Source organism: Streptomyces sp. NPDC090088 (assembly GCF_044747345.1).
Lineage (GTDB): Bacteria > Actinomycetota > Actinomycetes > Streptomycetales > Streptomycetaceae > Streptomyces.
In genome coordinates this window covers 812,584-825,802 of sequence record NZ_JBIVDZ010000002.1, presented here as the reverse complement: position 1 = coordinate 825,802, position 13,219 = coordinate 812,584, and the positions used below count along the sequence as shown (strand labels likewise).

General features: G+C 72.2%; 9 protein-coding genes. 5 read left to right on the top strand and 4 right to left on the bottom strand.

Going from position 1 to position 13,219, the window contains the following annotated elements; genetic code table 11:
• Positions 1-188 precede the first annotated feature (188 nt).
• The gene (locus ACIPSJ_RS12455) at positions 189-2,420 is read right to left on the bottom strand and encodes an ABC transporter family substrate-binding protein (RefSeq protein ID WP_401345421.1); all 2,232 of its coding nucleotides are present in this window, start codon (positions 2,418-2,420) and stop codon (positions 189-191) included.
• 328 nt (positions 2,421-2,748) lie between these two features.
• On the opposite strand from ACIPSJ_RS12455, the gene ACIPSJ_RS12450 reads away from it, so the two are divergent.
• Genes ACIPSJ_RS12450 through ACIPSJ_RS12435 form a run of 4 tightly spaced genes read left to right on the top strand, consistent with a single transcriptional unit; the run spans position 2,749 to position 6,629 of the window.
• Positions 2,749-3,039, top strand: coding sequence for a hypothetical protein (locus ACIPSJ_RS12450; RefSeq protein ID WP_355724664.1), 291 nt, complete (start codon positions 2,749-2,751; stop codon positions 3,037-3,039).
• 48 nt (positions 3,040-3,087) lie between these two features.
• Entirely contained in the window at positions 3,088-3,909 is an 822-nt protein-coding gene (locus ACIPSJ_RS12445) for a hypothetical protein (protein ID WP_359222830.1), read from the top strand.
• Between the two features lie 15 nt (positions 3,910-3,924).
• Positions 3,925-5,856 carry a fumarate reductase/succinate dehydrogenase flavoprotein subunit gene (locus tag ACIPSJ_RS12440; RefSeq protein ID WP_401345419.1) on the top strand — a complete coding sequence of 644 codons (1,932 nt, stop codon included), beginning with the start codon at positions 3,925-3,927 and terminating at the stop codon, positions 5,854-5,856.
• Positions 5,853-6,629 carry a succinate dehydrogenase/fumarate reductase iron-sulfur subunit gene (locus tag ACIPSJ_RS12435; RefSeq protein ID WP_401345417.1) on the top strand — a complete coding sequence of 259 codons (777 nt, stop codon included), beginning with the start codon at positions 5,853-5,855 and terminating at the stop codon, positions 6,627-6,629. The genes ACIPSJ_RS12440 and ACIPSJ_RS12435 overlap by 4 nt, the downstream gene beginning before the upstream one ends.
• On the opposite strand, the gene ACIPSJ_RS12430 is transcribed toward ACIPSJ_RS12435, so the two are convergent.
• Both ACIPSJ_RS12430 and ACIPSJ_RS12425 read right to left on the bottom strand, forming a co-directional pair.
• Positions 6,604-7,593, bottom strand: coding sequence for a phosphotransferase (locus ACIPSJ_RS12430; protein WP_359222836.1), 990 nt, complete (start codon positions 7,591-7,593; stop codon positions 6,604-6,606). The genes ACIPSJ_RS12435 and ACIPSJ_RS12430 overlap by 26 nt on opposite strands.
• The gene (locus ACIPSJ_RS12425) at positions 7,590-8,807 is read right to left on the bottom strand and encodes a hypothetical protein (RefSeq protein WP_401345414.1); all 1,218 of its coding nucleotides are present in this window, start codon (positions 8,805-8,807) and stop codon (positions 7,590-7,592) included. The genes ACIPSJ_RS12430 and ACIPSJ_RS12425 overlap by 4 nt, the downstream gene beginning before the upstream one ends.
• Positions 8,808-8,889: 82 nt before the next feature.
• On the opposite strand from ACIPSJ_RS12425, the gene ACIPSJ_RS12420 reads away from it, so the two are divergent.
• The gene (locus ACIPSJ_RS12420; protein ID WP_401345413.1) at positions 8,890-10,374 is read left to right on the top strand and encodes a hypothetical protein; all 1,485 of its coding nucleotides are present in this window, start codon (positions 8,890-8,892) and stop codon (positions 10,372-10,374) included.
• Between the two features lie 183 nt (positions 10,375-10,557).
• Here ACIPSJ_RS12420 and ACIPSJ_RS12415 read toward each other — a convergent pair whose 3' ends face one another.
• A complete protein-coding gene (locus ACIPSJ_RS12415; protein ID WP_359222842.1) occupies positions 10,558-13,146 on the bottom strand; it encodes a SpoIIE family protein phosphatase in 2,589 nt (862 codons plus the stop codon).
• Positions 13,147-13,219: the final 73 nt, after the last annotated feature.

Here is a 13,219-nt window from a genome sequence, read left to right as displayed (position 1 = left end):
CGCGGGCCTGCCGGGCTTGACACGCCACGGCCTCACCCCATGTTACGTGCCGTTTGTAACTGAGGCTCGCCGGGCCGCCCCGCAAGGGGCGCGGGCGGATTCATATGCGGCTCCGCCGCGTGGGCGCGACCAGCCACAATCCACCCACACCCGACACCGAATCCGCTTCCCCCACCCCTTGCTCGGACCTACCCCTTGCTCGGGCTCGCCGACACCTTCGCGCCCTTCTTCAGGTAACCCATGTCCTGGTAGACCGGCGTCTGGAACCCGAAGGCCCCCACGTTCACCAGCCCCTTCCGGGCGCCCACGATCTGCGGCCGCTGGTACAGCGGCAGCGACCCCGCCGAGGCCCAGATCCGCGAGTCCGCCTTCCGCAGCAGCCCGTCCGCCTCGTCCTCGTCCAGCGTCCCCAGCGCCTGGTCGAAGAGCTGGTCCACCTGGTCGGTGCCGACCCGCGTGTAGTTCTGCTCGACGTTCAGCGACCCGTCGGCCGCCGGCACCGGCTTCGCGTAGATCGGCCGCGCGTCCGTCGCCGGGAACGCGGACGACGGCCACGAGTACAGCGCGAGGTCGTACTGGCCGGAGGCGATGTGGTCCTTGAAGTAGCTGTCGTCGGAGACCTTGGTGATCTCGGCCTGGATCCCGACCGCCGCCAGCATCTGCCGGATCCGCCCGGCGACCGACTGCAGCGTCTCCGACCCCGGCCCGGAGGGCACCACGAACCGGAGGCTCAGCGCCTTGCCGTCCTTGGCCAGCGGCGCGGACGCGGCCTGCACGCCCTTGGGCGCGGCCGTGCCCTTCGGCGCGTACGCCCCGGGCTGCCCGTGGGCGTGGTCCTTCTGGTGGTCGCGGGTGTCCTTGCCGTCGGGGTCCTGGTCGTCCTCGCCGACGATGAACTGCCCGTCGTGCCCGCCGTCGGACTGGTCGCCCTTGGCGCCCTTCTTCTCGGTCTCCGCGCCGGCCGCCTTGCCCGCGGCCTTGATCGGCCCGCCGGCCACCCACCCGGCGTCGGCGAGCAGCGCCTGCGCCTCGTGGGTGTCGAGGCCGCCGAGCGCCCCGCTGCTGTCAGCGTAGGCGGGCTGCCCGGAGAGGGCGACATGGCTGCCGACCGGGACGGCGGGCAGCCCCAGCGGGGTGAGCACCAGCTTGGCGAGGGCGGTGCGGTCGAGGGCGCGGGCGACGGCCCGCCGGACCCGCTCGTCGGCGAGGGGGCCCGCGGAGCCGTTGAGGGCGAGCTGGGTGTAGGCGGGCTCCAGCGACTTGCGGACGTCGAAGTCGCGGAGCTCGTGCTGCGTCTCCAGCCACTTGGCGATGGTCCTGCCGAGCTTCTTCGGCCCGTCGGGCAGCTTCTCCTCGTCCATGCCGAGGGTGAGCGCCCAGGACCTCAGCTTCTTGGCGGAGGTCTTCCCGGCGCCCTGCAGGGGCATCGAGGTGCCCTTCTCGCGGCCGGCGATGATGATCCGCTCGGCCTCGGAGGCGTCGATGTCGGCCACGTCGACCGTGCCGTCGGCGAGCGCGGACGCCCGCTTCTCGCGGGGGACGGCGTGCAGGTCGATCTCGTCGAGCTTGGCCGGGCGGCCCCACCAGCGCGGGTTGCGGGTGAGGGCCACGTCCTTCTTGGCGGTGTCGATCCTCGCGACCTGGAAGGGGCCGGCGGTGACCGCGAGCTTCCGGCGGGCGCCGTCGTTGAAGGCGTCCGGGGTGCCCATGACCTCCTTCGGGTACAGCGGGGAGAACAGCGACTTCCAGTCCGCGTAGGGCCGGTCGAAGGTGACCCGGACCTCCAGGTCGTTGGCGCCGCGCTCGATCTTGCCGATGCGGTCGTAGCCGGCGTTGCGGGCGGTCCAGTAGGCGGAGTCCTTGCCGGACAGGGCGCGCCACTGGGCGGCGAAGTCGGCGGCGCCGATCTCCCGGCCGTCGCTCCAGACGGCCTGCTGGTTCAGCTTGTACAGGACGACCTGGCGCGGCTCGGTCTCGATGACCTTCGCGGACTCCAGGTAGTCCGGGTCACGGACCGGGCGGCCCTCGGCGTCGATGGTGAACATCGACGGCAGGACGGCCTGGGCGATACGGGTGGTGCCCGCGTCGGCGTCGGCCTGGAAGGTGTTCAGGGTCTCCGGTACGGCGTCCACGGCCATCTTCAGGGTGCCGCCCTCGGCGACCACGTCACGGCCGACCGCGGCGATGTCCTGGACGGCCAGCGGCTTGCTCTGCTCGTCGTCGGAGCTGCAGCCGGCGAGGAGGGGCACGGCGAGGGCGCCGGCCGCGAGAAACGCGAGGGCGCTGCGCTGGCGGTGCCGGGAGGGGCCGGTTTTCGTCTGCGGCGCCGTTGTGGCTGGTCGCGCCCGCGCGGCGGTAGCCGCACATTCGATACGGTCCCGCGCCCCTACGGGGCGCGACCCGACGCCGTGATGAGACATCTCTGCTACCTCCGGAAGGCCCCGTGACACGGGTGCGGTTTGTTCACATTTGGGGGTATTTTGGAGTTGATCACATGTACGCAGAAGTACGGACCCCACTGAAATGGACGGGGTCCGTCGGCCGGGGACGACACGGCGGCGGGGGCTGCCAAACCCCACCCGTGCGGCGCAATCCCGGCGCAAACAGAGCGCGTGCGGGCGTGCGTCGGAGGCGCGCAATCCGCCAATCGCTGCACATGGCTTCACATCAGCAGGTGTGACGCGCAACACTCGCAGGCGCATGAACGTTGCCACCCAGGACCACGGGGTCCGGAAGTGAGGTCACGTCATGTCCGTGCACGACGACCTGACGTCAGTCCAGCGCTGCCTTGAGGACCTGAACCGGTCCGTCGGCCGCCTGGAGCAGCAGCTCGGGAGCGGCGGACTGGAGATGCGCCGCGTCCGCGCCGACGCCGATCACCTGCGCGAGAGCGTGGCACTGCTGCGGGAGACGGCCAATTCCGGCGTCCCCGGCAAGCGCCCCGAGCTCGTCACCATCTCCGACGATCCGTACGACATCAACCTGTGGACGGACACGGACGACGAGGGTCTCGGCGCCCGCGACCGGCACGCGCCGTAGGAGCGCCGCCCGCAGGCCCCCGATCCCCGACCCGACCGGAGTCATCCGTTGGCCACTGGTACGGAACCACATCCGAACAGCGGCGGCGTACGTGCCCGTACCCGCGCCGCGATCTCCGCCCCGCACCTGCGGACCGACCGCTGGTGGCTGGCACCCGCCGTCACCGCGGCCGGTCTGTTCGCGTTCGTCGTCTACTCGACGTGGCGGGCCTTCTCGAACGCGCACTACTACTCGGCGCCGTACGTCTCGCCGTTCTACTCGCCGTGTCTGGCCGAGAACTGCAAGACCATGCCGTCCGGCCCGAACGCCGACCTCTTCGGCAGCTGGTGGGCGATCTCCCCGGCGATCATCATCCTGATCTTCCCGCTGGGCTTCCGCCTGACCTGCTACTACTACCGCAAGGCGTACTACCGCAGCTTCTGGGCGTCCCCGCCGGCCTGCGCGGTGGCCGAGCCGCACGCGAAGTACACCGGTGAGACCCGCTTCCCGCTGATCCTGCAGAACGTCCACCGGTACTTCTTCTACTTCGCACTGCTGGTCGCCTGCGTGCTGACCTACGACACGGTGCTGTCCTTCCGGGACACCGACGAGCACTGGGGCCACATGGGCCTCGGCACCCTGGTCTTCCTGGTCAACATCGTGCTGATCTGGGCGTACACCCTGTCCTGCCACTCCTGCCGGCACATCGTCGGCGGCAAGCTCAAGCACTTCTCCAAACACCCCGTGCGCTACAAGGCGTGGCAGTTCGTCGGTCGGCTCAACAACCGGCACATGCAGCTCGCCTGGGCGTCGTTGGTGAGCGTGGCGCTCGCCGACTTCTACGTCTATCTGCTCGCGTCCGGTGTCTTCGACGATCCGCGATTCTTTTAGGGACTGGGGCTTCTGATGGCAGCGGTGGAGCGGCAGCAGTGGGACGTCGTGGTCGTCGGCGCCGGCGGGGCCGGACTGCGCGCCGCGATCGAGGCGCGCGAGCGGGGCGCGCGTACGGCGGTGATCTGCAAGTCGCTGTTCGGCAAGGCGCACACGGTGATGGCCGAGGGCGGCATCGCGGCGGCCATGGCCAACGTCAACGAGCACGACAACTGGCAGGTCCACTTCCGCGACACCCTGCGCGGCGGCAAGTTCCTCAACCAGTGGCGGATGGCCGAGCTGCACGCCAAGGAGGCCCCGGACCGGGTCTGGGAGCTGGAGACCTGGGGCGCCCTCTTCGACCGCACGAAGGACGGGAAGATCTCCCAGCGCAACTTCGGCGGCCACGAGTACCCGCGCCTCGCCCATGTCGGCGACCGCACGGGGCTCGAACTGATCCGCACCCTCCAGCAGAAGATCGTCTCCCTCCAGCAGGAGGACCATCGCGAGACCGGTGACTACGAGTCGCGGCTGAAGGTCTTCCAGGAGTGCACGGTCACCCGGATCCTGAAGGACGGCACACGGGTCTCCGGGGTCTTCGCGTACGAGCGGGAGACCGGCCGTTTCTTCGTCCTCGAAGCGCCCTCCGTGGTGATCGCGACCGGGGGCATCGGCAAGTCCTTCAAGGTGACGTCGAACTCCTGGGAGTACACCGGGGACGGGCACGCGCTCGCCCTGCTGGCCGGGGCGCCGCTGCTCAACATGGAGTTCGTGCAGTTCCACCCGACCGGCATGGTCTGGCCGCCGTCGGTGAAGGGGATCCTGGTCACCGAGTCGGTGCGCGGCGACGGCGGGGTGCTGCGCAACTCCGAGGGCAAGCGGTTCATGTTCGACTACGTCCCGGACGTCTTCAAGGAGAAGTACGCCGAGTCCGAGGAGGAGGGCGACCGCTGGTACGAGGACCCGGACCACAACCGGCGTCCCCCGGAACTGCTCCCCCGCGACGAGGTCGCCCGCGCGATCAACTCCGAGGTGAAGGCGGGCCGCGGCTCCCCGCACGGCGGGGTCTTCCTGGACGTGTCGACACGGATGCCGGCCGAGGTGATCCGGCGCCGCCTGCCGTCCATGTACCACCAGTTCAAGGAGCTGGCGGACGTCGACATCACGGCGGAGGCGATGGAGGTCGGGCCGACCTGCCACTACGTGATGGGCGGGGTCGCGGTGGACTCCGACACCGCCGCCGCCCGCGGCGTACCGGGGCTGTTCGCGGCCGGTGAGGTGGCCGGCGGGATGCACGGCTCCAACCGGCTCGGCGGCAACTCGCTCTCCGACCTGCTGGTGTTCGGGCGCCGGGCGGGCTGGCACGCGGCCGATCACGCGGCGGACCTCGACGAGCGGCCGGCCGTGGACGACGAGCAGATCGACGCGGCAGCCGCCGAGGCGCTGCGGCCCTTCTCCGCCGAGGGCCAGGAACCGGACTCCGGCCCGCCGGAGAACCCGTACACCCTCCACCAGGCGCTCCAGCAGTCCATGAACGACCTGGTCGGCATCATCCGCCGGGAGGGCGAGATGGAGCAGGCCCTGGAGAAGCTCGCCGAGCTGCGGGTACGGGCGCGCCGGGCCGGGGTGGAGGGGCACCGCCAGTTCAACCCCGGCTGGCACCTCGCCCTGGACCTCAGGAACATGCTGCTGGTGAGTGAGTGCGTGGCGCGTGCGGCCCTTGAGCGCACCGAGTCGCGCGGCGGGCACACCCGCGAGGACCACCCGGCGATGGACCGCCGCTGGCGCCCCGTCAACCTGCTCTGCCGGCTCGCGGACCCCACCGGCGGGCTCGCCGCCACCGACCCGGAGCGCGGCCAGATCGACCTCACCCGTGAGAACACCGACCCCATCCGAGCCGACCTGCTCGCCCTCTTCGAGAAGGAGGAGCTGGTCAAGTACCTCGCCGAAGAGGAGCTGTACGAATGAGCGGCTACACGGCCCACTTCCGGGTGTGGCGGGGCGACGTCGAGGGCGGCGGCCTGGAGGACTTCAAGGTCGAGGTGAACGACGGCGAGGTGGTCCTCGACATCATCCACCGCATCCAGGCCACCCAGGCCGCCGACCTGGCCGTCCGCTGGAACTGCAAGGCGGGCAAGTGCGGTTCGTGCTCGGCGGAGATCAACGGCCGCCCGCGCCTGATGTGCATGACCCGGATGTCCGTCTTCGAGCCGGACGAGACCATCACGGTCACCCCGCTGCGCGCCTTCCCGGTCATCCGCGACCTGGTCACGGACGTCGGCTTCAACTACCAGAAGGCCAGGGAGGTCCCGGCGTTCGTGCCGCCCGCCGGGGTCGCCCCCGGCGAGTACCGGATGTTCCAGGAGGACGTGGACCGCTCGCAGGAGTTCCGCAAGTGCATCGAGTGCTTCCTGTGCCAGGACACCTGTCACGTCGTGCGCGACCACGAGGAGAACAAGACGGCCTTCGCCGGGCCGCGTTTCCTCATGCGGGTCGCCGAGCTGGACATGCACCCGCTGGACGCGGCGGACGCCTCCGGCCTGGACCGCAAGCGCACGGCCCAGGACGAACACGGCCTCGGCTACTGCAACATCACCAAGTGCTGCACGGAGGTGTGCCCTGAGGGCATCCACATCACCGACAACGCGCTGATCCCCCTGAAGGAGCGGGCCGTGGACCGCAAGTACGACCCGCTGGTGTGGCTCGGCTCGAAGATCAGGAGGCGCCCGGCAGGAGGCTGAGCACCCGCCGGAGGTTGGACTCGGCGATCTCCCGCATCGTCTCGCGCTCCGGGAAGTCGCCGTCGAGCAGCCGCAGCGGCCCGGCGACGAGGTTCAGGTGCATCGCGAGCCGGTACAGCTCCATCCGGTCCTCGTCGAGGTCGGCGGTGCGCAGCAGGTCGTAGGCGGGCCCGAAGCGGAGCTGGAGGAAGACGTGCTCCCATTCGGCGTCGAAGTACATCAGGCCCTCGATGTCGATGAGCGCGGGATCGCCGTCCTCGGTCACCAGGACGTGGTCCGGGCCGAGTTCGCCGTGCACGAGGGAGGCGTGCTCGCGCGGCTCGATCCGGTCGTAGAGCTGGTGCACCCGCTCGGCCAGCGCGTCGCGGACCGCGCGCACCCGGGGGTCGCGTGCGGCCACCTCCGCGATGTCGTGGACCGCGCGGTCCGCGACGACCTGCTCGCAGGAGTTGCCGATCGGCTTGCTGCCCTCCTCGACCAGGGCGGCCTTGCCGTACCCGGCCGAGACGCACTCCCGGAGCACGCCGAGCGTGCCCGCGAGCCGGGCCAGCGGCACCCGGGCCGCGCCGGGGTCGCTGCGCAGCAGCAACTCCAGGCTGCCGCCCCGGACGTCCTCGACGACCGCCGCGTACGCGGGCAGGTGCTCGGCGTCCTCGTCGGCGAAGAGCAGCCGCGGGGTGCGTACGCCGAGCTCGGTCAGCAGGTCGTGGGCGGACAGGAAGAGCCCGAGCCCGGAGGCGTGCGCGAAGGGGTCGCGGATGTCGGCGTCGGCGGGGCCCCAGTAGTCCTCCTCCGGCGACCAGACGTACGCGATCGCGCTCCTTCCGTTGTCCAGGGCGAGCCGGTAGACGCCTTTCTTGGAGCCGCCGCGCAGCCGGGTGACGGCGGCGGGGGCACGGCCGAGGGCCTCGCGGGCGAGCGGCGCGAGGTCGTCACGGGTGAGGTGGGCACGAGCGGTTGTCATGGCGTACGAACCCAGTCCTTCCGATAAGAGGTCCAGTCATCCTCGGTGGCGGCGAAGTCGACGTACAGCGCGACGCCGAAGTTAGCGCGATCCGCGTCCGTCCGTGACAGTCCCAGCCGAACCCCGCGCACGGCCGCCGGCACGGTCTCCGCGTGCGCCCAGTGCCCGAACCGGTTCTCGTGGAAGAAGGGCAGCCCCATCAGCAGGTCGGTCCCGGCCGGGGTGACCTCGATCGCCAGGCCGGTCTGCTGGGCGACGTACCCGCCGTACAGGCTCTCCAGCGGCTGCATCGTGTCGTACGACATCACCGCGATCTGGTCCACCCGGCGGGCGACTTGCCCGAAATACTCCTGCGACCACCACTTGGGGTGGCCGGTGACGGTACCCCAGAAGGAGTGAAAGGCCGGGAGCGGGTCGATCTGGTGGGCGGCCACGGACAGCAGCGGGGTCGCGGGGCGCAGGGCGTCCAGCAGGGCGAGGTAGTTCCGGTCGCCGGAGTGCAGGGGCTCCAGGTCGAAGTGCACCCCGTCGAACCCGGCGGCGACCACCTGCCGGGCGGAGGCGACGACGGCGGCCCGGGTCGCGCTCCGCTCCAGATGCATGGCGTCCGGCTTCTCGGGCGCGATCTCGTCCCCGAGCCAGGCCTGCACCCGGACGCCGGGGAGTTTTCGATGCACGGCTGTTATCAGCCAACGCGCCTTGGGATAGGCCGATTTGGGCAGCGTGCCGTTGTGTTCCAGTGGTCCGGCATGGACGTAGAGGTCGCGAATGCCGGTGTCCGCAAGGCGGGCGGCGAGGGCGGTGACGTCGGCGTCGGTCCTACGGCCGTCGACCCAGGCGTGACCGAGCCAGAGGGCGTCCTTGTCCCGGGTGCGGGTGCCGGCCTTCGGATCGCCGGTGAAGTTGACGCGGAGGGCGGTTTCGGCGGTGAGCAGGGGGACGAGGAGGAGCAGCACGGCGACGAGGGCGACACGCCGAACCCGCCGGACCCAGGGTTTCGTCGGCCTGCCCGGCTCCCCTGACCCCTCCGACTCCTCCGGCTCCTCCCGCCCGTCCGTCCCCTCCGGCCCGTCCGGCCCGTCCGGCCCGTCCAGCTTTTCCGGCCCCTCCGGGGTTTCCGGCCCCTCCGGCTTCTCCGGCCAATTCGGCTCGTCCGGCTTCGTCTCTTCGGTGGTGGGTGCGGGGCTGTTCTCCTTCTCCGTGCTCCGTTCCATGCTCGGTCCCCCTGCTCTGGTCGTCCCCCGCCTGCCCTCGCCCGGGTCGCGAACCGGACTTGCTGCCCATACGCTCCGAAATGTGACGTCATCCTTGTTCCGGGGTCGGCCGAGGCATGCCACCGGGCACATAGGTGTGCGGGTGGGGCACGCGGTGCTGGGCGGGGCGGCCGGGGTGGTCTGGCTGGTGTTGCCGGTGATGACGAACACCGCTCAAGATCCGGTTCCCGCGGCCCGCGGCGGGACGGTCGCCACGGCCGAGGCGGACGGGGCCTCCGCCACCGACTACGTGCTGCCCCTCGTCGCCGTGGCGGCGGCCGGGGCGCTCGGCGGCTACGGCTACGTACGGCGGATACGCCGGTCCCGCTCGCGGACCACACCGGGGCTCGTCTCCCCCGCACCGCCGGCGCCGTCCCCCGTCGACGTCGAACGGCAGGCCCGCGCGTCCCTGGTCCTCGCCGACGACTGCGTCCGCACCAGCCGGGAGGCGCTCGGGTACGTGACCGCGGCCGAGCCGGTCCTGCGGGCCCTGCGGGCGGCCGAGACCGAGCTGTCGGCCGCGTTCGCGATATGGCGGCGGTACGAGGAGGGGACCCCGGAGGATCCCGCCGGCCGGCGGCAGGCGCTGGTGGGGGTGGTCGGGCGGTGCGCGGAGGCGGGGCGGCGACTGGACGGGGAGGCGGAGGGGTTCGACGCCGAGTGGGGCGCGGGGGACGCGCTGGCGGTGGCCGAGGGCCGGTTCCGGGAGCTGGCGGGGCGGACGGGCGGGGTGGAGCGGGCACTCGCGGAGGCGGAGCGGCGGTACGGGGCGTCCGCGGTCGCCTCCGTCGTCGGATACGTCGAACAGGCCAAGGACCGGCTGGTGTTCGCGACCTCCCGGCTCAACCGGGCCCGCCAGGACGACGATTCGGGCGACGGTGACGGATTCCGGCGGGGGCTGCGCGCCGCGGAGGGTGCCGTGGCGCAGGCCGGGGTGCTGCTGGGCGGGGTGGCACGGCTCACGGAGGAACTCCGCACGGCGGCCGGGCTGTTGCCGGCCGCCCTCACCGGCGCGGAGGCGGAACTGGCGGCCGTGCGGGCGACGGGCTTCCCGCCGCGGCTGACCCACGCGGACGGGGTGCTGGCCGCCGTACGGGACGAGCTGACGGGCGGGCCGTACGACCCGCTGGACGCCCTGCGCCGGGTCGTGCGGGCGGTGGAGGGGACCGGGGGCGGGCGGTCCGGGGTGATCGCGGCGGGCGCGGAGCTGGTGGCGCGGAGTACGACCGGCTCCGCCGACGACTTCGTGGGCACGCACCGGGCGGCGGTGGGCACGGAGGCACGCGCCCTGCTGGCCGCTGCGCGGGGCGCGGGGGCGGCGGACGCGGACCGGCTGGCCCGGAAGGCGCGGGAGCTGGCGGAGCGGGATGTGCGGGTGCACGGGAACCCGTTCGCCGGGGAGGGCGCCGCCGCTCAGGGGAGCGGGGTGGCGGGGGCGGTGCTCGGGGGTGTGCAGTTGGGGGAGGAGGCCGACGGGGGGCCGGTGGTGGCGTTCGGGGGGCCGGATACGCGGGGGAGGCTGGGGTAGCGCGACAGGGGGTGGGGAGCCGATGTCTCAGGGCGGGTGCGGTTGAGTTCGGGCTGGTCGCGCAGTTCCCCGCGCCCCTGAAGGGGCGCTTGCCGCAGCGCCCTTCTTTTGCTTTTAGGGGCGCGGGGAACTGCGCGACCAGCCCCCACCGGCCCGCAGCTGCCCCACTGCCCCACTAACTCCTCAGAACAGACTGAGCAGCGCCTCCGCAGGGTCCGTCAGGCCCGTCTCGCCGTCCGGCAGGGGCAGTTCGAACCAGACCGTCTTGCCGCGCGGCGTCCGGCGCGAGCCCCACGCCGCGCTCAGCAACCCGACCAGCTGCAGCCCCCGGCCGCCCTCATCGGTGTCCCGCGCCCTGCGACGCCTGGGCTGGACGAGGCCGGAGTCCCAGACCTCGCAGACCAGGGTGCGGTCGAGGAGGAGGCGGAGCCTTATCTCGCCCTCGCCGTACCGCAGGGCGTTGGTGACCAGTTCGCTGACCAGGAGCTCGGCGGTGTCGACCAGCGGCTCCAGGTCCCAGGTGAGGAGCTGGCCGCGCGCGTACTCACGGGCGCGGCCCACGCTGCGCGGCTCGCGCGGCAGCGTCCAGTCGCCGACCGACTCGGCCGGCAGCCCCTGGACACGTGCCATCAGCAACGCGATGTCGTCCTCGCCGTGGTGCGTGTCGAGGGTGTTGAGGACGTGGTCGCAGACGTCCTCCAGCGGTCGGGAGGGGTCGGTGAGGGCGCCGACGAACGCCTGGAGGCCCTCGTCGAGGGGGTGGTCGCGGGATTCGACCAGGCCGTCGGTGTAGAGCGCGAGGAGGGCACCCTCGGGGAGTTCGACCTCGACCTCCTCGAAGGGCTCGCCGCCGACGCCGAGCGGCATGCCGGGGGGCACGTCGAGCATCAGGGCGTCCTCGCCCGGTTCGACCAGTACGGGGGGCAGATGGCCGGCGTTGGCGAACGTACAGCGCCTGGTGACGGAGTCGTAGACGGCGTACACGCAGGTCGCGAGGTAGACCTCGGAGAGGTCGGCGTCGCGGGGCTGGCGGGCCGTGCGGGTGGCCTGCTGGACCCCGCCGGGGGTGCCGAGGCCGCGGGCGATCTCGTCCAGCGCGGAGAGGACCTCCGCCGGTTCCAGGTCCAGCAGCGCCAGGGTGCGGACCGCCGTACGGAGTTCGCCCATGGCGACGGCCGCGCGCAGGCCGCGGCCCATCACGTCGCCGACGACCAGCGCCGTGCGGTGGCCGGGGAGTTCGATGACGTCGAACCAGTCGCCGCCGACCTCGGTCGCCGCGTTGCCGGGCAGGTAGCGGCAGGCGATGTCCAGGCCCGAGGCCTCGGGGTCGCCGGGCGGGAGCAGGGACCGCTGCAGTATCAACGCGCGTTCGTGCTCACGGCGGTACAGGCGCGCGTTGTCGATGCAGACGGCGGCGCGGGCCGCCAGCTCCACGGCCAGGTCCCGGTCGCGGTCGCCGAACGGCTCGCTGCCCTTGGTACGGGCGAACTGGGCGAGGCCGACGATCGTGTCGTGGGCGACCATCGGGACGGCGAGGGTGGACTGGACGAGCCCGCCCTCCTCCGCCGGCACGTGCTGCGGGCGGGCGGTGCGCAGGGCGTCCGCGCACGGGGAGTTGAAGGGGTAGTGGTGGACGGCGCCGACGGCGACCGGGGCGCCGCCGCCCACGAAGGGCTCGTCGGAGACCGCGCTGGCGAAGGCCACCCGGCGCAGTTCGGCGCTGCCGTCGGCGAGCCCCGGCGGGGTCTCGTCGCCGGCCAGCAGACCCTGGTAGAGGTCGACCGTCGCGAGGTCGCAGAAGCCGGGCACGACCACGTCGAGGAGTTCGCGGGCGGTGGTCTCCAGGTCGAGGGAGTTGCCGATGCGGGCACCGGCCTCGTTGAGGAGGGCGAGATTCCGCCGGGCGGCGGCGGCCTCGCGGGCGGCGGCCCGGCGGGCGGTGATGTCCAGGCCGAGCCAGGCGATGCCGATCGGGCGGCCGGTGCCGCTGTGCACCCGGTAGAGGTTGATGGACCAGTGCCGGCGTTCCTCGGAGCCCGGCACGAAGCCCGTGACGTGCATGTCCGTGATGGAGTTGCCGGTCTCCAGGACCCGGCGCAGGGTGGCGGCGACCCGCTCGGCCTCGGAGCGCGGCAGGTAGTCGTGGACGCCCTTGCCGCGGTGGTCGTCGGGGGTGCCGCCGAAGATGGAGGAGAACCGCACGTTGGCGCGGCGGATCCGCAGGTCGGGGTCGATCAGCAGGAAGCCGAAAGGAGATTGACCGAATATCGACTGCGAGGCCGCGAGGTCGGTCTCGATGCTGCGCAGGGTACGGACGTCGACCACGATGCAGACGGCGGCGTGCTCGCCCTCGGCGGTGCGGGTCGGCATGACGTAGACCTCGGCGAGGCCCTCCTCGCCGCGCTCGCCGTCCGGGCCGTCGGGCATCCGGAACGGCACCACGCCGGTCCACTCCCGGCCGTCCAGGATCTCGGCCATCTTCCGCTGGCCCTGCGCGCGCAGGTCGGGGTCGACGAACGCCTCGATGGGGTCCATGCCGACGGCGCGCGCGGCGGGGATGCCGAAGACCTGCTCGGCACGGAGGCTCCACTGGTCGACCAGGCCGCCGGCGCCGATGGAGAACGAGGCGACCTTGATGTAGTCGTAGATCGAGCCGGGCGGACTGCTCTGCCACATGGCGTCGCCAGGGGCCGCGACGACCTCCTCGGTCCCCGCCCTCACGCCGTCCGACGGGTCCTCGGACTCCGTGGCCTTAGCTGGTATCTCGCTCACGCGAACCGTCCCCTCCAGCTCACCGCGCCCGGCACCGGTCACCGGATGCGGCTGCCCGCAGTATCCAGCACTA